Genomic DNA, 22670 nt, shown 5'->3' on the forward strand with positions numbered 1-22670 from the left:
AGCCTCCATCCTCCCCTTGGATTTCGGTCTTGCCCCAAACAAGTCGGATATGTTTCTATTCCCGAAACGGAGCAGAACTTTCCATATGAATAGTGCGTGGCTTAGACTCCCTCCCTTATCTTCTCTGCGTGCCTTCGTTGCCGTCGGCGCCACCGGCAGCATCCGCAAGGCGGGTGCGATGCTGAATGTCGATCATTCCGCCGTATCGCGTCACATCAATTGCCTGGAAGCACAGCTTGGAGTGTCGCTGCTTGCCCCTGAAGGACGGGGAATCACGCTTACGCCTGACGGAAAGCTGTATTTTGAAAGAGTTTCCAAGGGGTTCGAGATATTGGGAGACGCGACGGCCGACATATTCGGGTCGCAGTCCAAATCCCTCACCATTTCGGCCCCGCCAGCTCTCGCGCATCGCGTTCTGTTGCCCCGCATCCCCGAATTGGAGCTGCTCTTGCCCGACTGGGACGTTAAGCTTACGACCGGGGAAGAAGAAGGCCGAGGCGAGGTGGAAGGTCCCAACACGGTCAGCATTACCTTTCAAAGTGCCGCGGCCATATCGACATCAATTCACAGCGAGAGGATTGCTCACCCGCGAATACTTCCTCTTGCGAGTGCAAAAGCATCCGCGACATGGCCATCGATCAAAAGTGCGTCGGATCTTTTCCAGGTTCCACTTATCCAGCAGGCATCGAACGGCTACTGGATACGATGGTTTGCCGCATTAGGGGTCAGGGAACTTCCCGCGCTGAGGGGGCCCAACCTTCCCAATACGCTTCTCGCCTTGGAAGCGGCCCGCCGCGGCCAGGGAGTCGCGCTCGTTAATGAAACAATAGCGGCGGACTTGATCCGCGATGGAGAGCTTGTTGTGCTTTTTGAGACAGAGGTGCGCTTGGCCGGTTATTATTTGAACACGCCGAAAAGCATTTATGGACGCAATTCGGCACTGCAATTGCGTAAGTGGATCAAAAATATCGCTCTTTAGAGATGCCCAGAACTGGGCTCAGAGCTAGTTATTATCGGCGAGCGTGTTATCAGCCTGTCGAGTTTATCCCGCGTCGGCCGCCGATCTCGCTCTTGCCCTTCGCCGACAAGGCGGCCATCTAAACGTGGCGAAAAGCGGCATATGGGAGCATATACTCGTGTATGCTTGGCCCGACATGACGATTTGATGTTAAAGAAAACGATGAAATACCAAGACGTTAGACTGTCTATTGCACCTATGATGGACTGGACGGACTCCTATGGAACGTAAGGAGTAGGGCAGGCGAGTCGTACTAAATGTTGTACCCCGGCACGGTTGGTTAATCCGGCCGGGGCGGTGGTACGGTGGTGCCGTGGTAAACTCTTAGGTCGTCGCCAGTCGAAGGCGCTTTTCCGCACTGGCATAGAAGGCGGAAAACAATTCCTCAGCCCTCTTCCTCGCTTCGTAGATTGCGTACAGAGCCATGTCCTTGTTGCGGCCCTCCGCGATGTCGGCTGCTATGGCAACGGCATGATTCATGCTGTTGATGAGTCCTTCAATGTCGTCGATCGGGATAACGTATTCTGATGATTTATTAAGCATGCTGAGCGGCTCCTCGTTGCGTCTGTGTGATTCAAGATGTAGAACGTTGTTGAACAACCGTCAACGATAAAGTTCAACATTGTTAAACATTTTGGAGTCGCACCTTTGGTTAGAGCAACGAGCATCGGCATCCGACTGGACGAAGACGTTAAGGCTGCCCTTGCCGTGGCCGCCAGTTCCGACCGACGAACAATCTCGGCGTACGTTGAAAAGCTGATCATCGAGGATTTGGAACGCAAGGGGCTGTTAACAAAACCTTGACCGCATCCCGAAGATCGCGCCATGGTGCCAGCGGCAAGGGGGAAGACACCATGGCGGTATTCGTAGGCATTTGCGCCGCACTTCAGATACTCGGCGCCATCGCAATCTATGCGGTGGCCAGGTCGGCCATTCACGAGATTCTAGCCGCTACGATGTTCGGCATGGGCATAATCGCTTTTGCCCTCGGCGTGCTAATCGAGAACTCCAACAAGCAATTGGCGGCGATCGAGCGCCTTAAGAGTACTTCTTAAACAATTCAGCCACCTCGTCCTGGCTCGGCGCTGCCGGCTCTTCCTCGCCACCATGGGCGATGTTCCAGCCGCGAACGCACTGGGCAAATTCCCAAGGGGTTAGCTCGTCAATCTCTCGCGGTTTCAGACCAATCGCGTAGCCGGTGCGATAGACGCTGCCCAGCGTAACGTCGTCGCCGTCACCACCCTTCGGCTCATCTTCGCCGTCTGGCGTCGACAGGCCGCGAGAAATGGCCAAGGCGCACGATAGGGCGGCTTGATGAACGTCGGACAGGGAAAGCCGCTCCAAAAGGCGAGCACCTTCCAAGGGCGGCAGCAAGGCGCGCAGCGCCGTGCGCACGTCATCGACGAAGAATGTGCCGGACGCCAGGCGTTGGAGTACGTCACCGATAGCGGGAATGGCAAAGAACGCGGGAAGTGTCAGCCGGAGCGCGCATGGCACCCCGGCTATGGTGGTCGTTGTGAGTCCGTGCATTTTCCCTCAAAGCGTCGGAATGCCGAAGATGTAGTAGCGGATACCGAGAGGGTCATCGCCTGCGTCGCGTATGCCGCTGTTCGGGTTTGCTGGATCAATCCACGTGTTCCCGCCAGTGCACATGTGAAACTTCACCGACGTGTTGCTGATGAGCGCCACGGTGCCTTCATTGCCCTGCGTCCAGTTCAGACCGGACGAGCCGTAAAAGACGAGCATTCGGGAGCGTGGCTCCCGATATTGAAGGCCCGCAGTGCTGGTATTCTGCTTCACGATCATCTTCACAAATGGAATGAAGCCGGTGTTCGTGAAACTGATCGTCTTGGCTTTATTGCCGAACCGCGTGCTGGTCGCGCTCTCGGTGCAATCGCTCGGGGCAAGCCAACCTTCTGCGATGATCGGAATGTAGGAAAACCTCGTGTCGAGGAGAATGTCGCGAAGCTTTGTCGATGTGTCAGACGAGCCCGGCCTCTTGATCTGCACAAAGTCTTGAATGCCGTCGTTTCCGCTGAAGAGGATTTTTGATCCACCCGTCGAAGGCGTCGAATCCTCATTATCGGCGCATAGCATATAGCGAACCGTAATCGAGGCGCTTCCGGTATTGTAGACCGTAACCGTCGACCCAGAGATGGAGTATTCCAGCCCGTTTTCGGTGTCCTTCGCGACTTGACCTGTCGTGGCTGGCGGCCAGATAACCGAGCCGCCGGTGAAGTACCAATTCCAGTCCAGATATGCCGTCGCGGGGATCGGGACGGGGGATGTGATGGTGGCGTACGCTCCGGCTGCTATGGTGATCTCACCGGCCTTCAAGACCTTGGCGTAAACCCGATCGCTGTCGAGGATAAGCTGCCGGCCCGTTGCGGAACCGACATCAAAGCCCGGCCGAGCGACCTTTACCGTCGTCGGGTTGATGCGAACATTGCACTGACCGGCTACGGGCGTTGCAGTGGGGCTTCCTATCGCTACATTGTCGCACGGCAGCTCCCAGACGGTCGACACATATGTTCCACCGCTATCGCCTACGGGAGCCGTGAAATAGTAGACCCAGCCTCCTGGCGTCCAGCCGTTAGGCGCCGCCGTTTCGCCGCCCCTAGCAACATACCCTGGCGCAGACACGTGCACGCCGCTATTGCTACCCATATTGTAGGTGGTGTACCTGCTCGCGCCTGCCGAATAGCGTCCGTTTGACTGTCGCGTCCGTATCTCAATCATAGGATTGAAAGTGTAGGGCGGCGCACCAAAGATGCGGTTGATGCTGAACCAGCCTTGGCGAAGGCCTAGATAATACGTGTAGTAAAGCGCATTACCGGATGTTGACCCGGCCGGCCCATATACTGGCGTGGAGCCAGATGACTGAAACGCAGAAAACGGCACCGACCAAAGCCCGGTAATGTAGCCGATATCCTGCGTTTCAGAGTTGAAGAGGAACTTGCCGAAATCGGTGTTTGGCGTCGTGTTCGGATCGTCGGTATTGTCCTTCATGACCTTGACGACGCCACCGCCGCCAGAGGTCTTTTTGCCCATAAAGAGGCGCGCCATAGCTTTTCCTATGAAAAAGCCCGCTCGAGGCGGGCTGTTTGGGGACGGGTTTGTTTGGAGCGGGGAGGGCTCAGAGATTTCGCGTCTTCTGCGCCATGCGGACGGTAGTCACTACCCGAGCGCCGAACTCCTGATTGACCTTCGCCAGTCCGCGCTCGAGCCGCTCCACGGCCGCTATATCGGCGCCACGTGCGTCAATCACCGGAGAGAACGACATGCTCACGTTGCCACCCGAAGCCGGCAGAGCAGCCGGAACCTTCGGGAAAACCTGCGAACCCTTCGGCAAATTTATAAGCTCCGGACCCTTTTCACCCACAACGGCAAGACCGCCCGGCGCGTTGTTCGTGCCTTTCGCAAAACCCGGCACACGCATTCCTGCCCATGGATCGACCGCAGCCGTGGTCTTGCCGCCAAACAGGCCGCCGCCGCCGAATAGACCGGCAAGCGGGCCGCTACCGAGCAACGCACCCTGCGCAGCGGCGAGAGCCAGCTGCACGGCCAGCCGCTTGATGGCATCTTCGGCCTTCACGCTGCCGTCGGCAATGTCGGACAAGGCATCGCCGACCATGCCAAAGCCAGCCTCGAGAGTCTGATTCCACTTCTCGGCCTTTTCCTTGGCCGCATCCATGGCAGCCTGTTCTTGGTGGATGGCCTCGGTTAGCGCGATGATTTTCTGACGCTGGGCCTCGGTCGCTGCCGCGCCAGCCTTACGGCCAGCTTCGGCCGCACGACGCTGCTTTTCGGACATGCCGAGAAGGGAGTATTCGAACTCCAATTCCTCAATCAGCTTGCGCACCGCGTCGGCTTCCCGCTGTGCGGCTGCGGCAGCCTTGTCGCGAGACTTCGAACCCTTGTCGTCACCGACAATAGAAGGCGCGACGAGGTTTGAAGCTTCCGGCTTCTTAAGGTCATCGATACCCTTGCGGGCCGCCAGGATACGCTGTTCCTCGTCGGCAATCTCTGAAAGCCGTTGGCGCGCCTCGATTAAGCCGCCTTCGAAATCTTCGCCGAACGGATTCAGGCCGGTCGACTGGCGTTGCCGTTCCTGCGTTTTCAGGATCTGGTTTTCGGTGTTCAACCGCTCTTTACCCAGAGCGGCAAGCCTGTCGTCGACCGATCCGGCGCGGGCCTTGTCCCAGCCTTGGAATAGCTCGATGAAGCTCCACAACTGGTCGGCGGCGCGAATGATGGCGCCCTGCAGATAGGTAGAAACGGTGCCCGCGACTGTGCGGAAAGCACGGTCTAGCTCGTCAGCTTTCTTTATGAGCCTCTCATCAAGTACTACGCCAAGGTCGTTCGCCGCGGTAATCGTATCCCGAATCCCGCGCTCACCCTGATCAATCAGCCGAACGAACCGCTCGCCGTCGCCGCCGAACAGTTCGTCGAAAATCCGAATCTGGCTGGCCTTATCGAGCTTCTGGACCTTTCCGATAATCTCCGAAAGGAACGCCGACGGGCGTTTCAGCTTCTCCGCAACGTCAGCCGCGGAGAAGCCAAGCTGTTTGAACGCCTCGGCCGCACTGCCGCCACCCGTAGAGAAGAACTCCGAACCGCGGATAGATAGCTCCCGCATGCCAGCCGCAAGGGAGTCCACCTCGATCTTGTTGACACGGGCGACGTATGCCAATTCCTGAAAAGACTTCACGTCGAGACCGGCCTGTTTCGCGGCAATGCCGATATCGGCCACGGCGCTCACCGTCTGCTTGGCCGTGGCAATGACGCCCGCGAATCCACCCGCAGCAATGCCGCCCAGCCCGATCTTGGCCAAGGCGCCGTTGACGCGGGCAGCCGCCTGCTTCATGTCGGATTCCAGCGATTGGGCTGACTTCTTGGCAGAGGTGTTGATCTTCTTGAATTGGCGGTCGGCGGTGTTGGCGCCCTTCGCCATATTCTTCTCAAAGTCGCGAACGCGCGCTTCCAGCTTGACGACAAGCTGTTCCGTCTCGGTACGGGCCATCAGGCCTCCTTAAAATTTGACTGTGGCGAAGCCCTTGGGGCGCTGGCCGCCGGCATAGATGTTGCGCTGGTCCTGGCCGAATGATGCGCGGTCGAGGGCCATCCACGTGGCGAAGCAACCGTCGATGCGGTCTGTGCTTTTGCCCTTGTGCATGGTTCTGTTTCCGGCGGCGTCAGTGGCAATCTCGACATTCGAGAAATTCCACCGCAGGACCGGGTGACCGCCGTGCTGGAGTTTTCCGTCCAAGATGGCAGTCTCGAGCCGGTTCAAGGCAGGGGATTGCGTGACCCAACCCTGTTGCATGGTTATGACCGGGTGGTGGCTCTTGGTTAGCGATGCCATCAGGAGCGAGGCGTACGCCTTGTCGAACGCGATCTCCTTGACGGTGAAGCGCTCACAGAACTCGCGGATGTAGCGTTCCACCGCATCCTGATCGATGGTCACGCCAGGCGTCGGAGTGATAAAGCCGCGCTCAGCCCAGTGCGGGTAAGGCACGCCGTCCCGCTCAGCCTTGAGCCTAATGCCTTCCTCCGGGCAGAAGAAATGCGGATGAACCTTGAACCCGCCGTTACCATCACGCCAGCACGCGACAACGGCTGTAAGGTCGGTTGTGGTACTCATGTCGACGCCCAGCCAACACGGCTTGTCACGCAGTGACTCTATGTCGAATGGCTCTTTGCCCTTGTCGTAAACAGCCATGTCGACGAATGGCGAGGTGGCACTGTCGAGCCAGACATTCAAATGAAGCTGAAGCAGGACGTCGCGGTCGCCGGGGCTGTGCTCGGCCTTGCGGGCCAAGGTGCGAAGTTTCTTAAGCGACGGATAGCCGTGCTTAAGGCCGGGATTTACGGCGTGCCAAACTTCCTCCGAACGCCAATCGGCATCCTTTCCCGCCTGGAAAATGACAGGCAAAAAGGAAGGGTCGTCGATTTCTCCGGTCTGGACCTTCAGCGCATAGGTGTACTTCTCCCATGCGATATTCTCTTGCCCTCGGCCTGCCGTCGTCGCGACGACCATGATAGAGTCGTCGGTCTTGTTCAGCGAAGAATCCAGCACATCCCAAAGGTCGCGCTTCTTCCAGGCGTGCAGTTCGTCGACGAAAACAACCGTTGGCGTGCCGCCGTGGAGGACGCCGGCATCGGCTGAAACCGCCTCATAGCGAGTCCGGTGCTTTCGGTAGCTGATCCGGTTCTTGTAGTCGGTAATACTGACCTTGCCGCGCAGCCGGGGGTCAAAATTGACGATGTTCGCCAATTCTTCGTAGCACTCGCGCGCCTGCTTACGCGCCGATCCTGCCGACTGAATCAAGTTGCCGGGGGTCTTCTCAGGTCCAAAAAGGAATAGTGCAACAATTGCCGCCGCCAGGCTGGTTTTGCGGTTGCCACGCGGCAAGAGCAGGAAGGTCGTCTGCACCTTCATCGAGCCGTCAGGATTGCGCGGCCCGAACATCTTGCGGATTATCCGCTCTTGCCACGGATCGAGAACGAAGGGGTTACCCTTGGCCTTATTCTTCGGGTGTTTTAGCTTGCGTATCCATTGAACGTTCCGCTCTGCGTACCCAAAAGTGTCCTCGATCTCGGAATCGTCATCAATCCAAGAAGGACGAATCGTCGTCATCGGCGCCGTCCCTGATTGATGGCCTCGAACGTGACGTCGGGGCGAGTCCATATTGATCGCCGATCAAGCGAGCCGACTGGGCTGCCTTGTCCTGCGCGCGATAAAGGGCCGGGTCGAAGGCGTCTCCAAGCGCCTGAATGGCCCGCTCGAGCTTCTCAACCTTGCCGACCATCATGCAGAAGGTCCGCAAGCCGGGGATATCGGCAGGCGTAAGAATGCGACGGGCTACAAGCTCGGGCATGATCTCCCGCCATACCTTGCGCGCGTCTTTGTCTAGGATGGATGGCGGGGAGGGAACGTCATCAATGGCGGCATCGGCCGGAATTATGCCGGCCTTCCGTCCCTTTGTCATAATGCCTCTAACTGCGCCTCAACCATGATGCGGGCGCGGGAAATCGTATCATCAGTTTCGCGGGTGAAGACCGCACCAGCCAGATACAGGTCGACAAGATTGAAACCGGAAACGGCCAGCGGCTTCTTGTGCAGAAGCCCGTGAATCTCGCCCGCTATAGCCTTCGCCTGCGGATATCCGTCCAAGTTGGAATACACGTCGATTTGGAAGAACACGTCAAACCCGTCAACACACGTCGCGTCATTCGGGATGGTCTGGCCGTTGCCGATTTGGATCCGCGGGAAGACGTTCGGCGTCACCTTGTCGAAGACGTTGGCGCCTGCTGCGGTGTGGTTCTTGATGGTGGAGAGGATCGCGCCTTGAAGCGCCAACGACGGTTCGGCCATCAAGTAATCCTCTCGGCAAGCAATTCTAGGAACTCCCGCTTCTCGTCCATGTTCGCCACGGACTTGATGTCGTAGATTACGCCGCTGTCGGCATGCCGCACGCGCCAGGCGGTCGTCATGTCGGAAAGGTCGGGCGTCCACCGTAGATGGATCACAACAGGCTGCTTGCCGCTCAGGCGGGCCGCTATGACGGTCTCTGAACCTTTCAGCGGCTGGATGCGCGCCCACGCTTCGACGCCTGTCCAGATTCCAGGCCCTGGATTTCCATACCCATCGTCTCCGCCGGCAACATACTGCTCCGGCACGACGAGCTCTTGCATCTGTCCAATGGTCATTTCGCTTCCTTAATGGCTTTGCGAATACCGGCCTTGATCTTGTTCAAGGCCTTCTTCTTCCCAAGCCGGTAGCCTGGCCAAAAGAACGGCTGTGCCTCGGCCTTCTCGGTGCCGTGTTCGACAAGGTGCGGATAGCGGACAGCGGTGTTGCCTGCCGTTATCGCAACCTGATTTTCGGGCACGATGGATGCGCCGCCAGGCTGCGAGTAGGCAGGGGTCGACTGGCCGCCCGGCGTTACGGCGATGCTGGCCTTCAGGTCGCCTTCATCCTCTGGCGCGAGGCTGCGCATGATGTTCGCCATGTCTTCGGCAGCAGCGAGCGTGTCGATTGCGGCCCGCTCCTTTGCCGCTTTCGGGATCGCGGCAAGCCGTCGCTTCAGGCTGCCAATGCCGCCGTCGTTCACGCGAACGGCCGTTTGCGATATATGTTGACGAGCGCGCGGAAACCTTCTGGAATCTGCGTCAGCGCCGTTTCGCTGGCCACGCCGCGCCACTCGTACAAATGCGCTGCGACTTTCAGCACGGCCTCATCGAGCGGCGCGGGAACGCCGTCTTCAAATTCGTCGAGCTTCTGCCCGATGCGGGATTCCACAAAGATTTTTGCGGTATCAAGTTTGCGCTGAAGCAGCGTATCCTCGTGGCTGTGCAAAACGCGGCACTCAGCCTTCAGGTCCGCGAGATTTACGGCCATTTTGAAAACTCCAATTGAAAAAAATCACGCGCGAACGGCCCCCCACGGTACCCTCGGCGGTCGCAAAAGTCGGCCTAGAGGCCCCGGTTCTTCGCGAATCCCTGCGTCCTGGCAGTGTGTCGGGAATGGCAGGGATGGCAGAATGAGCGCAGATTGCCCCAAGATAGACGCAAATGCGGTGCTTCCCGCACAGATTTGATGTGGTCGACGTCGGCAGCTGGCTTGCCGCAACCATCGGTGCTGCAGGCCGGAAAGGCCAGCAAGAACGACTTGCGCAGCCGTTGCCACACTCTGTCATAGCCCCGCTTGGACGGCGATGGCCTGGCCCGGTCAGCGGCAGCTTTGCGCTCGATAGCGCATGAGCATTTGACGCCGTATGGAACTACCTCGGTGCCGCACGGGCATACGCGCGGTGGTGGAAGTGTCATGAATTCCTCGGAATGAAAGTGGGTGGCAGCATCACGCATGCCACCCACAAACGCGCCCTTGTTTCGGAGAAAGGAATAAGCCGACTGGTGCGCTGGACTGTTGCAACCTTGACCCTTGGAGATACCTGGCGGCAGGGAGGTTGCTACTCGCTATTGGACGCAGCCCGTTGTCACCATCGTTGATGGTGAGGCGCCCTCACTATTCACCGCCTTAACTTTCGGCGACGAAGGTCAGAACGCCAGCGGCTTCGAATGAAGCGCTGAATTCCATGTTGCCTTCCGTCTCGCCGGTAAACTCAAAGTCCGTGACAAACCACGCGCCAGTGTAGGTTCCAACGCCTGGCACAATGACCTTGGCGTTGAACACTTCGCTGTTGTTCACATGCTCGATAAAGGCCGTCGACACTGCGCTGGACACGAACGCGCCGCTACCGGAGAAAGCGCGGCTGGAAATGCCTGGTTCGCTGGTCCGCTGGACAGGGCCACCTGGATCAACGCAATTCGGGATGGTCGTATCAACCGAAGTCGTCGACAAATTGTAGCTACGGGTCTTGATGCCGCAAAGGTTCGAGAAAACCTCTGGGCCAGGCGTGGCACCGTCGCCAATCTGAATTAGGAGCGTGCGCCCTTTTTGCTGAGCCATGGTTAGGCCACCGGACGCTTGGCCGCATGGTCGAGAATGGCGACCGCGCCGGCTGCAATGGACGTGCCGGACACGAGCGTCAGCACAAGGCGCACATATCGCTTGTAGCCAATGTAGCCCGCCTTGGCAGAGCTCGAGGCTTCAAGTGCCGCCGGGAGCGCTCCGGTAATCTGCTCCGGTGCAACGTCAGTCCAGGCAGACGAGCCGGTGTCAGATTCCTGAAGCTTGGCGGTAAAGAGGCCGGCTCCGGCGATGGCACCGGTATTGATGACGAAGGCGCACGAACCGAAGTCTTTGACGTCGATGGCAAGGCCGTTCGTGGTTGCCGTCAGAACGGCAGGGGCAACGGCGAGCTTTGCGCCGATGTTATTAGAGAGATCGCGCATGGCTGATCCTTATGTTTGGGGAATTGAAAAGGGCTGCCCGATGGACAGCCCCAGACCAAAGGCAAAATTTTGCCTTTGGTTAGCTCACGCCGATCTTCAACTTCTTGATGGCGAGCGGACGAACCACACCACCACCGAGACGCTTGCGCAGGTGGAAGCGCGTCTGCGAATTGGTCGCCAGAAGATACTGATTGGCCAACACCTCAATGTCGATGCGATCATAAATCCGATAGGCCTGCTTCAGATCACCGAAGACAATCGGGAAAGCACCGGCCTCAACATCCGGCATGTCGATGGCTTCAACAACCGGGCGACCGAGAATGGTCTCGGGCTGGCCTTCGGCAAGACCCGGGCGCCAAATGTAAACGCCGTTGTCGTCCTTCAGGGTACGCAGCTTGCCGAGCGTATCGCCGTTCATAAGCCACGAGCCTTCCTTACGGTAGACGGCTGGCATGCTGTAGAGGAACGCAATCAAGGCATCGCTGTCGACCGTCGAAGCGGCACCGGAAGCGAACTCCGCAACACGTGGATCGACCATGAAGCCGGAAGGCTGCTTTACGCCAGTGCCGAACAAGAAGGCCTGCGTTTCCTTGCCGCCAATGTCCTCGGCAAAGGCTGTGCGGATTTCAGCCTCAACGTCGATCTCGGCATCTTCCAGAAGCTGCCAAGAAACGTCCACGTAAGTGTTGACTTCATGGATTGCGATTTCCTGCTCTTCGAAGTCGAAAGTCGACTCTTCCTGCGTCTCGGTCTCGCCCTTCCATTTTGCGTTGGTTCGTCCAACGCGGCCAGGAATCACAACGGAAGCATTGCCAGTCGAGCCGACATGCGCATTTTCGCGGATCGGGCTGTATTCAACGATTTCTCGAATAAGCTCCTTCGCGAATTCTGGCGGGGCAAGATATCCGCCCTTCGCATCATTGCTGCGAATGAGGCTTTTGGTTTCCGGGGCATGTTCGCCCTTCCGGAGATAGGCGCCGAATGCCTTCTTCTGCATGTCTTCCGGCTTCTCTGCCGGTGCGCGGACAACGCCGGGGCGACCGGACTTGGCGACGATGGTCTTCAGGGATTTACTCATTTCTTCAACGGTGTCGGACGTGCCGTTAATCGTATCTTTGATTTCTGCGACGTCGGTCTCGAGCGCGGCAACACGATCTTCAAGCGTGACTTCGTTATTGTCATTCGCAGCGTCGTCGATCTGATCGTCTTCGGCCTTGGTCTTCAGTGCGGCTTTTGCCATGCGTTTAGTGTCCTTCCCGCCAGCGGCGGATTTGATGGAGGTGATTGTCGCGCCGGGGTGGGCCGGGGCTGACACGATGGAGATTTCAACCAAGTCGCCGTCGCTAATATGCTGGCCGCCGGTTGCGTTCTTGTCTGACTTAAGTGGCCAGAATCCTACGGAAAGAGATTTGACGCCGCCGCTCTTGATGAGCGCGAAAACCTGTTTCGCAAGCGGAACCTCTTCCAGTAGCAGCCGCCCGCGAACCTCAATGCCGCGGGCAGTTTCCTTGATGGACTCCCAAACGCCGATGGCGTTTTCGTCCTTGTGGCTCCACAGAATGGGCAGCGTGTCTGGGAAGGACAGCGCGCCTTTTTCGATGGTATCGCCGTATCGGTCGGGTTCATCGAACAGCCAAGCAAGGCCGGTAATGACGCCTTCGTCCGTGACGGACAGAGCGCCCTTGGTGATGCGGTGTTTCAAATGAGGCGCCGTTTCTTCGCTTCGCGATAGTTGGCGCAGAAAGCGTCTAGCTCGGTCTGGCCGCATGCCACGCGGTCGAAATCGGCCAGCAACACGGCAGCCGATTTCACCAGCTTAGGCCTAAACCCATGCGGCTCACGAAGGATGCCGCGAGCCGCCTCTAGCGTCACGTCGACTTCTGCAGCGTCGCTCATGCGGCATCCTTCCCGAAGACCCGATCGGCTTCCGCCTTGGCCGGATCTTCGATTTCGAAGAAAGCCGCCTCAAGGATTTCAAGGGCAAGATTTGCCGACGGGGCAACAGGTCGGTTTCGAACATACGTTTCGACAAGCTCATGGGAGCGAATCTCGTCCGTGCCGCCACCGACCAGACCGAGCCGGACAATTTCGGCCACGTCGGAAACGCGCCAGTCGCCGGCAATCAATCCGTTCATCGTGGCGAAAAGGCTCTTTCGATTGTCGCGCTCAAAGCTATGAGCAAGGTTGAAAGTCAGTTCGAAGTTGTACTCGGCATCGCCGAAGAAGCGTTTCATGCAGCCTCCCGTTCCGGCTCGCTGGCCGGTGTTTGTGCTAGGGTGTTGGGGTTGGCGTACTCATCGCCGCCATCGTATGGCGGACGGTTTTCCATCGCTCGGCACTCGTTCGGATTGAGAACACGTGCCGCAATGGCCTTGGTATACGCCTCGAACCTCTTGGCGGTTTCGGCTCGAAGCAGGTCGTCAATCAGGAACTCGGCAAGGATCTTGTCGCGCTCCTTCTCGCTGAAGAGCTTCAGGCGAATTTCACCTTCCCAACGCTTCAACCAGGGCATCAGGCAGAAGGTCAAAAGCTGTGAGCCTTGCGCCTCATTGTTCGACCAAGTCGCCCGGCCATAATCATTCAGGAAGATCGGAGGCACGCGGAACACGCGGCCGATTTCCTCGATGGTGAATCGGCGAAGTTCGACAAACTGCGCATCGGTCGACGTCATCGTAATGGCGGAATAGGTTGCGCCATTTTCAAGAATGGCTATGCCGCCGTTCCCGTCGCCACCGTACGTATCAGCCCAGCTCTTGGTGAACGTCTCGGCCGGAGTGTCGCCAAGGTCGCCCGCCATAGAGATGACGCCGCTGGGCCTGCCGCCATTCTTAAAGAGCGTGCCGGCGTGGCGTTCCATGACCAGGGCAAGGGCGATAGACTCGCGGGCCGCCTCAATGGGAGACAGGCCGGTCACGCCATCGAGCGACGGCGCCTTGATATGCAGGATGTCCCCGAAGGCATAAACCGTTTCCTGGCCGTCGATGGTGTAGACGTAGGATGGTTCCTGCGTGGCCTTGTCTATCTCTACCTTGACGCAGGTAGGATCCAGCCGATGGAGTTCAATCGGCTTGTCGTCACCGTCACGGAGAATGGCCGCGTAACCGTTGCCGGTGAGCAGCGCGTCACGCGTCACGAGCTCGCGGAAGTCGCCGGCCGAAGTCCAATCATTGACCTGATCGTGAAGCAGGCCATGCGCCGGGTGGTTGTCGTCACGCTCCTTGCCCTTCGCCGTCCGCTTGTACACATGGACGGGAAGCTGCCCTGTCGCCTCGGCGATGGTCTGGACCGCACACCGCACTGGGGCGCATTCCATGGCGTTGCGCGGCGTGACCGTGATGCCTGCCGCAGCCTGGCGTATACCTAGAATTCGGCGTTCGATATCCGTGGGCGCAGATAGGCTTTTGGCCAACCGCCGCCACATAGTCTTTATGTTCATTTATATGCTGCCTCGCATGCCGCGTAGGTCGCTTCCGCGATACGGCCGAGATGGATGATGTGGATGCTGTCCCAGTCCGGGAGCGCGTCTGCTGAGCATAGAACCGTGGAAGACGTGGCTACGCTGCCCGGCTTCACGGCAAGGCAACTGTCCCGATTTATCCAAACGGCGCCTGCGCAGTGCTCCCATGCCACGGCCAGGGCGAGCAGCGTCACGGCACCGCCCTTGACCATCTCGTTGGCAACACGAAGAACGAGGATGTCTTCGGCGCTGTAAAAGCGCCGGCCACGTTGGCGCTCTGAGACGAAAAGAGTGCCGCACGTGGCAACCCAGTCTCGCAGTGCTGAAGGATGAAGCCCGGAAAGGTCGGCGGCCTCATCTGTAGAGAAAGCGCGATTGCGCCGCCATTCACGCATGGCAACCTCCTGCCGAACATTCGGCATTTTTTGATTTTTAAAAAAAAGCGCGACGACCGCGGGCAGCGGAGGAGAAACGCGCCCGCGGTCGGGATCAGCCTGCCGGGGACGGCGAGGCGATAAGAAAAGGCCCCGCCAAAACGGAGCCTTTGAAGCTGTCGGGAAGGATGCGTCCCTATCTAAATAGGGTTGCGGGAATGCGTAAACGGAACTTACGCGACCGTAACCCCTCACTTATACAAACCATGGGAAAGGCAGAAACTACCGCTCTCACCTATACAAACCATAGAAAGGGCAAAAGGGACGCATCCCCTTCACTATACTGTGAGCTTAAGTGCGGAATTTAAACATTCACGCTGCAGATTTTTTGAGGGCCTTCACCCTTATAGGGTGACGGATTCTAGGAAAGGGACGGTCAGGCTGAAAGTTTCTCCCCCCTCAACCATTGGGGAGTTGAGGGTACCGCAATTGCGGTATGCTGATTTGCACCCTCTCACCTGTAGCCGTGTTGAGTGCGCGTTAGTGGCACTCAGGCGGTTTTCTTGTTTTCAATCAAGTGGTTGTCGTTTGCAGAGGCGGGCTTCCTTCCCGCACCTTTTCTTGCACCGCCGCGGGGCTTCTTAGACATAGCCAGAAGCGCCTCGGACGTCTCCTTGGCGATTGCGCAGCACTATCCGCCCAGCCTCGGCGCGGCGTTTAACGGCTATGTCCAGATGCTCCGGAACAAGGTCTTTCATGTCCGCCCCGCCGCGTGCCTTCTGCAGCACCGAGTTCAGGTAGACAGCGATCGCTGGCGGCTTCGTCGGTGCAACCTTCAAGCCCCTGTCGATAACCCCCGCATGGCGTGCCGTCAGCCTGCCTGCACGGTGCTCCTCCGCGTATGGAAGGCGTTTGGTCTCATTCGTGTTAGCAACATGATCCAGCCGGCCCGGCAACGTCCGCGGAAGCGAGTCGGTCGTGTCCATGACATACGGCGCGATCGGGACGGGACGCCAAGGCGTGACGTGCTGGCGGCGAAGCGGGCCGCCTTCAAGGCTGTTCTTGACGTCCGCGTGTCCCCTAATACGCCTGCCGAGAAGCGGAACCTCGACCGACGTGACGCCCCACAGGGCGGTGCGGCTGGTTGTCCGCTCCATCGGCCGGCGCGGCTTGCCGTTCATGCGCAGAGCGGCTAGGTCGAACCACGGCTCGCCAGGCGGCGGCGGTAGTGCCTCGTCCTCCAAAGGCGGCCCGCCATTGTGACCGATGGAGGCGGTCATGCTGCTTTCTCGTGCGTATGGGCGTCCGTGGCAGGCGCCGCCATGACGCGCACGGCTTCGGTGCCATAGTCAAAGATAGAGACGCGCGCGCCTACGAGTTCGTCTGCGTCCTTTACGTCCTCCCGCACACCCGCCGCAGCGCAGAAGACGCGCAGGCGTCCGAGTCCGATCTCACGCACCGCGTCATTGGGGTTGTCAACGACGAAGTCCAGCATAAGTTCGCTGCCGTCCGTCGCTGCCATGCTAAGCCAAAGCGTGCCAGCCTCAACCACGGCCTCTGTCACAACCGCAACGTAGGGCATTGCCATAGCGCGCGGCGCTGCCCGCAAGGGCAAAGCGCCCGCGTCGCTAATGGCCCTTTCTTTCCCCTTTAGGGGAAGAAAGGGTTTGGGGGACATCATGTCCCCTCTACGATTGCTAGAGGGGACATTGTTGTCGTTTTGGTGGGACACGAATGTCCCCTCTACGGAATGCGTTCTGCAATCCAAAATAGGCTTTCCGAAATTGCTTGAACGAACGGTGTCGGCACCGCGAAACCACCAATTCACACCATATCGTGTGGATGCCCTGCCAGCCGGTTCACGGACGATAGAGATACGCCCGTCGGCAAGAAGAGCCTTTCGGGCCCGCTGCACGGTTTTCACGCTGATCGGCACACGGTCAACAATGAACGTGCGCGCACACTCGGAATAGCCATTCTTACGATTGAACGCGGCCACTATTTTCTGCAACACGCGATACGTGGCATCGGTGATACTGGAGTCTTCGTTGGCGTCCTCGAGGAATGCCATCTTCTCCCAAGCGTAGGGCCGGAGTGCACCCTTACGCTTCGCCATGCGCCAACCCCGATGCAGGAAGCGGGTATGAAGGCGCCGTGAAATGTTTCAACTGACGCGCCTTGCGCGCACCTTCCCACGCGGAATTGAATTCGTTTCCCCATCGGCGATATTCCTCGCCGCGCTCCCACACCGACACATAAACCGCCGTGCCTTCGTCAGTCGTGCCAGTGCGGTCAATCAAGCCATGGCTACGCAATTGAAAGATCGCGCGTTGCAGTGTTCTCCTGCAAACGCCGGTACGGCGCTCTAACTCCTTATGTGTCAGCCGGCTTTCGCCCTTGAGAAGGCTCTCCTCGGCTATATCCATGGCAACGCGCATGGCTGTGCGGGACGGAGCTAGTTTCGATACCGCTCCCATATAGTCCATAGAACGTTCGACGTCCCGCTCTGGAACGTCTTCAATGCTTTGATATGTCATCTGCTACCCTTCAGGGGAGATTTGGTTATGGTTCTTGCCAGTTGATGGCTGGTCTTTGTTAGGACGCCACCCGCGCAGCGCGGTTATTGTCATTGGCGTGGTCGTAGACGGCCGTACGCCGATTGGCGGCCAGCCACGCTTCGAGGTCGGGGAGGGCATAGCGAACCGATCCGCCGAGCTTCATATAAACCGGGCCGGTTCCGCTCATTCTGGTCTTGTTGAGCCATGATGCAGATTTGCCAATTTTGGCCGCGGCATCTTTTGTTGAAAAAAACACTTGACAGGGTCTCCCGTATATATGGTACACGTTGACAGTCGGATTATCTTGGCGCTATTTGCGTGCGCGCATAACCGATATCACTGGAAGATTTGTTGCGCCATGTCAAGGCCGTTCCGGCTTTTTCATTCTTTTTCTTTTGGCGCGACGATATCCAGCCATTTCCATCCTTCGAATTTGTCGCCGCGCTGCCGCAACTGCGTATACCGTTGCAAGCTGGCCCATGACCGATGACCGCTTACGGCTGCAACATGCGGGATAGAATTACCGAGCTCGAATAGCCGCGACACGCCTTCATGCCGCAGATCGTGGAAGTGAAGCCGTTGCTCGTCAGGCATCTCATCTGTCGTTATCCCGAGAACCTTGCACGCCCGCGTGAAGGCCGCACCGATGGCGTCGACGGAATAGGGGAAGATTTCCGGCTTGGTCCGCGACATGGTCTTGATGACGCGCATGGCCTCGGGCGGCAGGTCCACATAAACGTCGTTCCCAGATTTTTGGCCGGGGTGTTTCATATCTCTCACAAGGATGCGCGAATGCTCCTCGTCGAGGTCGGCCCATGTGATGCGGGTGATCTCCTCCATGCGCCTCGACGAGAACAGGGCGAATACCACGATCTTTGCCATTGGTGCGGAATGCGGTGCGCGGACTTGCCGCTCCATGAAATGTTCTAACAGCAGATCTAGTTCGGGCAGGGAAGGGCGCCGGTCTCGCTTGGTCGATTTACTGGTCTTATCATGACGCGACAGCACGCGCTGCGCTGCCTGCATTTCCGCATAATCCAGCGGGATTCCCCATGCGGGCTTTGCATCGCGGAAGATGGCGGCAAGGTGCGAGATATAGTTTCCGATGGTTTGCGGCTTTCGCTCGCCCTTGGCCAGCTCATCAGCAAAGGTGACGATGTCAGCTGACCGGATGGCGCTGCATTCCATTCCTGCAATTGTGTAGTCCTTGATACTGCGCAGAACCTGCTCCTTCGTTCGGCCGATGCTACGCTTCTCCAGGGTGTATCTGTCGATAGCGTCGGCCAGCGTCGAGGACGGTTTCTTCAGATCATCGAGCACGCCGGGCTTATCTAGTTCGGCCTCGCGGTAGGACGCCCACGCCTTGGCCTCGCGCTTGCTTGTGAAGGTCTTTGCCTCCCTCCAAACGATCGCGCCCTTTTGCTTCTTAACGATCTGCGCCATATAGGAGGGCTTGCCGTCCTTGCGCTTGCGTTCCGTGATGGTGCCCATATCGGTACAACATGCCTCTCTGCTGGTACGACATTGTTGTACTCCATACTGAAAAACCGTGCAACACGCTGAAAAACACTGACAAAACGTGACAGACAAAAACGAGCATAACGATTTGAATTTATACGAAAAAGCCCGGATTTCCGGGCTTCCCGTAGTAACGGTTGCACCTATGATGGACTGGACGGACAGGCACTGCCGGTTCTTCCATCGCCAGCTCACCAGCCGTGCGCTGCTCTACACCGAAATGGTCGTGGCCGACGCCGTCATTCATGGTGCGCGCGAGCGGCTGCTTGGTTTTTCGCTGCCGGAGCATCCAATTGCACTGCAGCTTGGCGGTTCCGACCCGGCGAAGCTGGCTGAGGCTGCGCGCATCGGCGAGGGGTTCGGCTATGATGAGATCAACCTCAATGTCGGCTGCCCGTCCGACCGCGTGCAGTCCGGCACCTTCGGCGCCTGCCTGATGAAGACGCCGGCGCTGGTGGCCGAATGCACGGCGGCTATGAAGGCGGCGGTGAAGATACCCGTCACGGTCAAATGCCGCATCGGCGTTGATGAGCAGGACCCCGAACCGGCGCTGGATGCGCTGGCCGATGGCGTTTTTGCCGCCGGTGCAGACGCGCTGTGGGTGCATGCGCGCAAGGCGTGGCTGGAAGGGCTCAGCCCCAAGGAAAACCGCGATATCCCGCCGCTCGACTATGATCGCGTCTATCGGCTCAAGGCCAAAAATCCGAATCGATTCATCGGCATCAACGGCGGTATTCAGACGCTGGATGAAAGCCGAAGGCATCTCGAGCATGTCGATGGCGTTATGCTTGGCCGCGCCGCCTATCACACGCCCGGCGTCCTCATCGATGCCGATGCGGCTCTCTATGGCGATGCCGCGCGCGATTTCGATTTCTCTACGCTGATCGAGACGATGGCCGACTATGCCGGCCGTCACATCGCTGAGGGCGGTCGGCTCGGCCATGTCACGCGCCATATGGTCGGGCTGTTCCACGGCATGCCCGGCGCGCGGCGCTTCCGCCAGATCCTTTCCACCGACGCCACGCGTCCGGGTGCCGGGCCGGATGTGCTACGCCAGGCCTTTGCCGAGATCGATTTCGAGCGCGCCAGCCAGGCAGCCTGATCCAGTCCCAACTCGTCCGTATTTTTATCGGCCAACACCGACAGGAATTCTGCTTGCCAATACAATAAGTATCTACTTATATGTTTGGCATGATCGAGTCGGAAATCTTTCGCGCCCTTGCCGATCCCACCCGCCGCGCCGTCTTTGAACGGCTGGCGGGCGGCGAGATGAGCGTTGGCGACCTCAAGGCGGGCTTTGAAATTTCGCAGCCGGCGGTTTCCCAGCATCTGGCGGCGCTGCGCAAGGCCGGGCTGGTGACCGAGCGGCGGGAAGGGCGCAACGTGTTCTATCGCGTCGAGCCGGAGGGTCTGTCGCCGCTTGCCGGCTGGGTCGAGCGCTATCGCAATTTCTGGCCGGATCGCGTCGAACGGCTGAAGGACGTGCTGAAGGGAATGGACCAATGAGCAAAGACCGTGCGCAGGACCATGAAGAAATTGTCGTGGAATGCACCTTGGCCGAAGCACCGGAAAAGGTCTGGCGCGCGTTGACCGTGCCGGAACTGCTTTCCGCATGGCTTCTGCCGAACGATATCCGCCCGGAGGAAGGCGCGCGCTTTTCCTTCGAAGGCGGTCCGGGCGAGGGCGGCAAGGTTTCGTGCGAAGTGCTCGACATCGAGCCGCACCGGCATATCCGCTATTCCTGGCGCGACGGCGAGGCAGAGCGCGAGGGGCTGGCGAGCACGGTCAGCTTCGATCTCACGCGAACCGAGGCTGGCGGCACGCATCTGCGCATTGCCCATGAAGCGCGCGTCGTGGCGCTCCCTGCAGTGCGACCACAGACCATCGCTGCAGCCAATTCGAACCGGCCCACCAGAATGCTGCTGGCGGCCTGATACCCTCACAGGAGAACGACCATGAGCGGAATTTCCAATCTCGTGCCGATGGTCATCGAGCAGTCGAGCCGGGGCGAGCGCGCCTTCGACATTTTTTCGCGGCTGCTGCGCGAGCGCATCATCTTCATCAACGGGCCGATCGACGACAACGTCTCGGCGCTGGTTTGCGCGCAGCTTCTGTCGCTGGAATCGGACAACCCCAAGAAGGAGATCGCGCTTTACATCAATTCGCCGGGCGGCGTGGTTTCCAGCGGCTTCGCCATCTACGACACGATGCAATACATCAATAGCCCGGTTTCCACCGTCTGCATGGGCACGGCGGGATCGATGGGGTCTTTTCTCCTGATGGCCGGCGCGCCGGGAATGCGTATCGCGCTGCCCAATGCCAGCATCATCCTGCACCAGCCGTCCGGCGGGTTTCAGGGCCAGGCATCAGACATCCAGCGCCACGCCGAGGATATTATCAAGGTCAAGAAGCGCATGTACGCGCTCTACGCCAAGCATTGCGGGCGCACGATGGAGGAGGTCGAGCGCACGCTGGACCGCGACTATTTCATGACAGCCGAGGAAGCCCGCGACTGGGGCATTGTCGATCATATTTATGAGCGGCGGGAACTGACTGCGGCCTGATAGCCTCAAGACCGGCAGTTACCCCTCTCCGTCGCGCTTCGCGCGCCACCATTCCGGGGCGAGCCACGGGTCTCGCCCGTCCTTCGGACCCTCATTTCATGGGGCGAGGAACTCAGGTTCTGGGAAGCCGAGACATTTCAGGACTTGGGTTCCTCGCCCCATGAAAATGGGGAGAGGTGGCTCGGCGAAGCCGAGACGGAGAGGGGAATTCGCGCGAGACGCGGCTTCAATCAAGCCGCATGCGCCAATATATTCACCAGTTTCCCAAACGGATCGCGCACGTAAAAGCGCCTCACGCCCCAGGGCTCGTCGGCCGGGCCATATTCCACCGCAATGCCGGCTTTCCGCACCCGCTCAAGCGCCTCATCCAAATCGTCCACCTCGATCGAAAGGTCCGGCACCGGCGTTCCCGAGCCACCCTCAGTGGCAAAGCTGATCTGGACGCGCATTTCTTCCTGTGAGCCGTAGGTTGCGATCCAGCCGATACCCATCAGCAGGTCGAGGCCGAGAATGTCGTGATAGAAGCGTTTGGCTGCGGCGACATCCGGCGTGCCGATATTGGCGACGATGCGTTTGACCTTCATTCCAATCCTCCCGATTGAAATTTTCGGCGTCAATCCCGCAGGATCATGCGGTCGCCGCGCATGTCGAAGCCCGACAGGGTGCCGATGAAATTCATGCCGAGCAGGCTCTGGTCGAGCATGCCGGGGGCGGCGACCAGCAGCGTCACATTGCGCCGCGTGATTGCGCCAAGCGTCAATTCCTTGGCCGTCACCCTTGCCGCCGTGGCGTTGCCGTTGGCGGTGGCAACCGGGATCGTATAGGCGAGCGTCTCAGGATCGAAGCCGGCGCGGCGGGCGTCATTGGCCGTCAGCACGGTGCTTGTCGCGCCCGTATCGACCAGGACCTGCATGGCCGCGCCGTCGACCCCGATCCGGGCTTCAAAATGGCCGTTCGGCATCTTTTCCAGGGTCACGGTCGTGCGGCCGTCGGAATCAGTGATCGAAAGCGGGCTGCCCGGCACCAGGCCGGCGGTGACGCGGCTGGCGATATCCTGCAATTCGTAGCGATATTGGTAGCCGGCGATGAACACGAGAATCACCAGCAGCCATAGCGCCAGATTGCGGGCGACGTCACCCAGACGGTGCCGCGAACTGAGAATGCCGGCACCAACCACCGCGCCGAAAATGCCGAGATAGAGCACGCGGCCGAATGTGTCGCTAGACAGGCCGGAAACATCGCCGTTCATGTCGTTCAGCACGAGCAGGACCAGCCCGACCGCCATAACCCCAAGAATGATCCAGATCGAACGGCTCATGC

Annotated in this window: 30 protein-coding genes; 6 read left to right on the forward strand and 24 right to left on the reverse strand. The window is 59.0% G+C overall.

Going from position 1 to position 22670, the window contains the following annotated elements; genetic code table 11:
• The first annotated feature begins 85 nt into the window (after positions 1-85).
• Positions 86-979, forward strand: a complete 894-nt coding sequence (locus DZG07_RS11920) for a LysR substrate-binding domain-containing protein (protein ID WP_162931605.1) — start codon at positions 86-88, stop codon at positions 977-979.
• A 363-nt stretch (positions 980-1342) separates the two neighbouring features.
• On the opposite strand, the gene DZG07_RS11925 is transcribed toward DZG07_RS11920, so the two are convergent.
• Complete coding sequence (locus tag DZG07_RS11925) at positions 1343-1561, reverse strand: hypothetical protein (RefSeq protein WP_119920264.1); 219 nt, start codon at positions 1559-1561, stop codon at positions 1343-1345.
• A 311-nt stretch (positions 1562-1872) separates the two neighbouring features.
• On the opposite strand from DZG07_RS11925, the gene DZG07_RS11930 reads away from it, so the two are divergent.
• Complete coding sequence (locus tag DZG07_RS11930; protein ID WP_119817289.1) at positions 1873-2073, forward strand: hypothetical protein; 201 nt, start codon at positions 1873-1875, stop codon at positions 2071-2073.
• Here DZG07_RS11930 and DZG07_RS11935 read toward each other — a convergent pair.
• From DZG07_RS11935 to DZG07_RS12035, 21 genes are all read right to left on the reverse strand, one after another.
• A complete protein-coding gene (locus tag DZG07_RS11935) occupies positions 2057-2548 on the reverse strand; it encodes a hypothetical protein (protein WP_119817292.1) in 492 nt (163 codons plus the stop codon). The genes DZG07_RS11930 and DZG07_RS11935 overlap by 17 nt on opposite strands.
• Before the next feature lie 6 nt (positions 2549-2554).
• Positions 2555-4084, reverse strand: coding sequence for a hypothetical protein (locus DZG07_RS11940; RefSeq protein ID WP_119817295.1), 1530 nt, complete (start codon positions 4082-4084; stop codon positions 2555-2557).
• 70 nt (positions 4085-4154) lie between these two features.
• Positions 4155-6041 carry a hypothetical protein gene (locus DZG07_RS11945; RefSeq protein WP_119817297.1) on the reverse strand — a complete coding sequence of 629 codons (1887 nt, stop codon included), beginning with the start codon at positions 6039-6041 and terminating at the stop codon, positions 4155-4157.
• Positions 6042-6050: 9 nt separating this feature from the next.
• Positions 6051-7658: a terminase TerL endonuclease subunit gene (locus DZG07_RS11950; RefSeq protein WP_119817300.1), complete on the reverse strand. Its 1608-nt coding sequence runs from the start codon at positions 7656-7658 to the stop codon at positions 6051-6053.
• Positions 7630-8010 (reverse strand): P27 family phage terminase small subunit, encoded by a 381-nt coding sequence (locus DZG07_RS11955; protein WP_119817302.1) that lies wholly within the window; start codon positions 8008-8010, stop codon positions 7630-7632. Before DZG07_RS11955 ends, DZG07_RS11950 begins: the two co-directional genes overlap by 29 nt.
• Positions 8007-8396, reverse strand: a complete 390-nt coding sequence (locus tag DZG07_RS11960) for a DUF3168 domain-containing protein (RefSeq protein WP_119817305.1) — start codon at positions 8394-8396, stop codon at positions 8007-8009. The genes DZG07_RS11955 and DZG07_RS11960 overlap by 4 nt, the downstream gene beginning before the upstream one ends.
• Positions 8396-8731, reverse strand: a complete 336-nt coding sequence (locus DZG07_RS11965; RefSeq protein WP_119817308.1) for a phage head closure protein — start codon at positions 8729-8731, stop codon at positions 8396-8398. Before DZG07_RS11965 ends, DZG07_RS11960 begins: the two co-directional genes overlap by 1 nt.
• Positions 8728-9135 carry an HK97-gp10 family putative phage morphogenesis protein gene (locus DZG07_RS11970; RefSeq protein WP_119817310.1) on the reverse strand — a complete coding sequence of 136 codons (408 nt, stop codon included), beginning with the start codon at positions 9133-9135 and terminating at the stop codon, positions 8728-8730. Before DZG07_RS11970 ends, DZG07_RS11965 begins: the two co-directional genes overlap by 4 nt.
• Positions 9132-9422 (reverse strand): head-tail connector protein, encoded by a 291-nt coding sequence (locus tag DZG07_RS11975; protein ID WP_119817313.1) that lies wholly within the window; start codon positions 9420-9422, stop codon positions 9132-9134. The genes DZG07_RS11970 and DZG07_RS11975 overlap by 4 nt, the downstream gene beginning before the upstream one ends.
• 639 nt (positions 9423-10061) lie before the next feature.
• Positions 10062-10493, reverse strand: coding sequence for a phage tail tube protein (locus tag DZG07_RS11985; protein WP_119817316.1), 432 nt, complete (start codon positions 10491-10493; stop codon positions 10062-10064).
• Between the two features lie 2 nt (positions 10494-10495).
• Positions 10496-10879, reverse strand: coding sequence for a hypothetical protein (locus tag DZG07_RS11990; protein ID WP_119817318.1), 384 nt, complete (start codon positions 10877-10879; stop codon positions 10496-10498).
• Between the two features lie 79 nt (positions 10880-10958).
• The gene (locus DZG07_RS11995; RefSeq protein ID WP_162931607.1) at positions 10959-12581 is read right to left on the reverse strand and encodes a phage major capsid protein; all 1623 of its coding nucleotides are present in this window, start codon (positions 12579-12581) and stop codon (positions 10959-10961) included.
• Positions 12578-12775 (reverse strand): hypothetical protein, encoded by a 198-nt coding sequence (locus DZG07_RS23855; RefSeq protein WP_162931608.1) that lies wholly within the window; start codon positions 12773-12775, stop codon positions 12578-12580. Before DZG07_RS23855 ends, DZG07_RS11995 begins: the two co-directional genes overlap by 4 nt.
• On the reverse strand, positions 12772-13113 hold the full coding sequence (locus DZG07_RS12000; protein ID WP_119817324.1) for a gene transfer agent family protein: 342 nt from the start codon (positions 13111-13113) through the stop codon (positions 12772-12774). Before DZG07_RS12000 ends, DZG07_RS23855 begins: the two co-directional genes overlap by 4 nt.
• A complete protein-coding gene (locus tag DZG07_RS12005; protein WP_119817327.1) occupies positions 13110-14315 on the reverse strand; it encodes a phage portal protein in 1206 nt (401 codons plus the stop codon). The genes DZG07_RS12000 and DZG07_RS12005 overlap by 4 nt, the downstream gene beginning before the upstream one ends.
• Complete coding sequence (locus DZG07_RS12010) at positions 14312-14731, reverse strand: MerR family transcriptional regulator (RefSeq protein WP_162931609.1); 420 nt, start codon at positions 14729-14731, stop codon at positions 14312-14314. The genes DZG07_RS12005 and DZG07_RS12010 overlap by 4 nt, the downstream gene beginning before the upstream one ends.
• Positions 14732-15351: 620 nt before the next feature.
• The gene (locus DZG07_RS12015) at positions 15352-15990 is read right to left on the reverse strand and encodes a hypothetical protein (RefSeq protein WP_119817332.1); all 639 of its coding nucleotides are present in this window, start codon (positions 15988-15990) and stop codon (positions 15352-15354) included.
• The gene (locus DZG07_RS12020; protein ID WP_119817335.1) at positions 15987-16826 is read right to left on the reverse strand and encodes a hypothetical protein; all 840 of its coding nucleotides are present in this window, start codon (positions 16824-16826) and stop codon (positions 15987-15989) included. The genes DZG07_RS12015 and DZG07_RS12020 overlap by 4 nt, the downstream gene beginning before the upstream one ends.
• The gene (locus DZG07_RS12025) at positions 16813-17247 is read right to left on the reverse strand and encodes a hypothetical protein (RefSeq protein WP_119817338.1); all 435 of its coding nucleotides are present in this window, start codon (positions 17245-17247) and stop codon (positions 16813-16815) included. Before DZG07_RS12025 ends, DZG07_RS12020 begins: the two co-directional genes overlap by 14 nt.
• A 58-nt stretch (positions 17248-17305) precedes the next feature.
• The gene (locus tag DZG07_RS12030; RefSeq protein ID WP_197716851.1) at positions 17306-17524 is read right to left on the reverse strand and encodes a helix-turn-helix domain-containing protein; all 219 of its coding nucleotides are present in this window, start codon (positions 17522-17524) and stop codon (positions 17306-17308) included.
• 125 nt (positions 17525-17649) lie between these two features.
• Positions 17650-18759: a site-specific integrase gene (locus DZG07_RS12035; protein ID WP_119817341.1), complete on the reverse strand. Its 1110-nt coding sequence runs from the start codon at positions 18757-18759 to the stop codon at positions 17650-17652.
• A gap of 139 nt (positions 18760-18898) precedes the next feature.
• On the opposite strand from DZG07_RS12035, the gene dusA reads away from it, so the two are divergent.
• The 4 genes from dusA (at position 18899) to DZG07_RS12055 (ending at position 21350) form a co-directional block, all read left to right on the forward strand.
• Entirely contained in the window at positions 18899-19888 is a 990-nt protein-coding gene (dusA, locus tag DZG07_RS12040; protein WP_281004538.1) for a tRNA dihydrouridine(20/20a) synthase DusA, read from the forward strand.
• An 89-nt stretch (positions 19889-19977) separates the two neighbouring features.
• Positions 19978-20292: a metalloregulator ArsR/SmtB family transcription factor gene (locus tag DZG07_RS12045; RefSeq protein WP_091912860.1), complete on the forward strand. Its 315-nt coding sequence runs from the start codon at positions 19978-19980 to the stop codon at positions 20290-20292.
• Positions 20289-20720, forward strand: coding sequence for an SRPBCC domain-containing protein (locus tag DZG07_RS12050; protein ID WP_119817347.1), 432 nt, complete (start codon positions 20289-20291; stop codon positions 20718-20720). The genes DZG07_RS12045 and DZG07_RS12050 overlap by 4 nt, the downstream gene beginning before the upstream one ends.
• 21 nt (positions 20721-20741) lie before the next feature.
• Complete coding sequence (locus tag DZG07_RS12055) at positions 20742-21350, forward strand: ATP-dependent Clp protease proteolytic subunit (RefSeq protein ID WP_091912581.1); 609 nt, start codon at positions 20742-20744, stop codon at positions 21348-21350.
• A 230-nt stretch (positions 21351-21580) separates the two neighbouring features.
• On the opposite strand, the gene DZG07_RS12060 is transcribed toward DZG07_RS12055, so the two are convergent.
• Together DZG07_RS12060 and DZG07_RS12065 are read right to left on the reverse strand one after the other, a co-directional pair.
• Positions 21581-21934: a VOC family protein gene (locus tag DZG07_RS12060; RefSeq protein WP_091912583.1), complete on the reverse strand. Its 354-nt coding sequence runs from the start codon at positions 21932-21934 to the stop codon at positions 21581-21583.
• A 29-nt stretch (positions 21935-21963) separates the two neighbouring features.
• The gene (locus DZG07_RS12065; RefSeq protein WP_119817350.1) at positions 21964-22668 is read right to left on the reverse strand and encodes a TIGR02281 family clan AA aspartic protease; all 705 of its coding nucleotides are present in this window, start codon (positions 22666-22668) and stop codon (positions 21964-21966) included.
• Positions 22669-22670: the final 2 nt, after the last annotated feature.

Source organism: Mesorhizobium sp. DCY119, from assembly GCF_003590645.1.
Lineage (GTDB): Bacteria > Pseudomonadota > Alphaproteobacteria > Rhizobiales > Rhizobiaceae > Mesorhizobium_M.

Excerpts from the sequence above, each read along its gene's own strand:
- DZG07_RS11920 (WP_162931605.1), top strand. The coding sequence starts at position 86 with ATGAATAGTGCGTGGCTTAGACTCCCTCCCTTATCTTCTCTGCGTGCC.
- DZG07_RS11925 (WP_119920264.1), bottom strand. The coding sequence starts at position 1,561 with ATGCTTAATAAATCATCAGAATACGTTATCCCGATCGACGACATTGAA.
- DZG07_RS11930 (WP_119817289.1), top strand. The coding sequence starts at position 1,873 with ATGGCGGTATTCGTAGGCATTTGCGCCGCACTTCAGATACTCGGCGCC.
- DZG07_RS11935 (WP_119817292.1), bottom strand. The coding sequence starts at position 2,548 with ATGCACGGACTCACAACGACCACCATAGCCGGGGTGCCATGCGCGCTC.
- DZG07_RS11940 (WP_119817295.1), bottom strand. The coding sequence starts at position 4,084 with ATGGCGCGCCTCTTTATGGGCAAAAAGACCTCTGGCGGCGGTGGCGTC.
- DZG07_RS11945 (WP_119817297.1), bottom strand. The coding sequence starts at position 6,041 with ATGGCCCGTACCGAGACGGAACAGCTTGTCGTCAAGCTGGAAGCGCGC.
- DZG07_RS11950 (WP_119817300.1), bottom strand. The coding sequence starts at position 7,658 with ATGACGACGATTCGTCCTTCTTGGATTGATGACGATTCCGAGATCGAG.
- DZG07_RS11955 (WP_119817302.1), bottom strand. The coding sequence starts at position 8,010 with ATGACAAAGGGACGGAAGGCCGGCATAATTCCGGCCGATGCCGCCATT.
- DZG07_RS11960 (WP_119817305.1), bottom strand. The coding sequence starts at position 8,396 with ATGGCCGAACCGTCGTTGGCGCTTCAAGGCGCGATCCTCTCCACCATC.
- DZG07_RS11965 (WP_119817308.1), bottom strand. The coding sequence starts at position 8,731 with ATGACCATTGGACAGATGCAAGAGCTCGTCGTGCCGGAGCAGTATGTT.
- DZG07_RS11975 (WP_119817313.1), bottom strand. The coding sequence starts at position 9,422 with ATGGCCGTAAATCTCGCGGACCTGAAGGCTGAGTGCCGCGTTTTGCAC.
- DZG07_RS11985 (WP_119817316.1), bottom strand. The coding sequence starts at position 10,493 with ATGGCTCAGCAAAAAGGGCGCACGCTCCTAATTCAGATTGGCGACGGT.
- DZG07_RS11990 (WP_119817318.1), bottom strand. The coding sequence starts at position 10,879 with ATGCGCGATCTCTCTAATAACATCGGCGCAAAGCTCGCCGTTGCCCCT.
- DZG07_RS23855 (WP_162931608.1), bottom strand. The coding sequence starts at position 12,775 with ATGAGCGACGCTGCAGAAGTCGACGTGACGCTAGAGGCGGCTCGCGGC.
- DZG07_RS12000 (WP_119817324.1), bottom strand. The coding sequence starts at position 13,113 with ATGAAACGCTTCTTCGGCGATGCCGAGTACAACTTCGAACTGACTTTC.
- DZG07_RS12005 (WP_119817327.1), bottom strand. The coding sequence starts at position 14,315 with ATGAACATAAAGACTATGTGGCGGCGGTTGGCCAAAAGCCTATCTGCG.
- DZG07_RS12010 (WP_162931609.1), bottom strand. The coding sequence starts at position 14,731 with ATGCGTGAATGGCGGCGCAATCGCGCTTTCTCTACAGATGAGGCCGCC.
- DZG07_RS12015 (WP_119817332.1), bottom strand. The coding sequence starts at position 15,990 with ATGACCGCCTCCATCGGTCACAATGGCGGGCCGCCTTTGGAGGACGAG.
- DZG07_RS12020 (WP_119817335.1), bottom strand. The coding sequence starts at position 16,826 with ATGGCGAAGCGTAAGGGTGCACTCCGGCCCTACGCTTGGGAGAAGATG.
- DZG07_RS12025 (WP_119817338.1), bottom strand. The coding sequence starts at position 17,247 with ATGACATATCAAAGCATTGAAGACGTTCCAGAGCGGGACGTCGAACGT.
- DZG07_RS12035 (WP_119817341.1), bottom strand. The coding sequence starts at position 18,759 with ATGGGCACCATCACGGAACGCAAGCGCAAGGACGGCAAGCCCTCCTAT.
- DZG07_RS12045 (WP_091912860.1), top strand. The coding sequence starts at position 19,978 with ATGATCGAGTCGGAAATCTTTCGCGCCCTTGCCGATCCCACCCGCCGC.
- DZG07_RS12050 (WP_119817347.1), top strand. The coding sequence starts at position 20,289 with ATGAGCAAAGACCGTGCGCAGGACCATGAAGAAATTGTCGTGGAATGC.
- DZG07_RS12055 (WP_091912581.1), top strand. The coding sequence starts at position 20,742 with ATGAGCGGAATTTCCAATCTCGTGCCGATGGTCATCGAGCAGTCGAGC.
- DZG07_RS12060 (WP_091912583.1), bottom strand. The coding sequence starts at position 21,934 with ATGAAGGTCAAACGCATCGTCGCCAATATCGGCACGCCGGATGTCGCC.
- DZG07_RS12065 (WP_119817350.1), bottom strand. The coding sequence starts at position 22,668 with ATGAGCCGTTCGATCTGGATCATTCTTGGGGTTATGGCGGTCGGGCTG.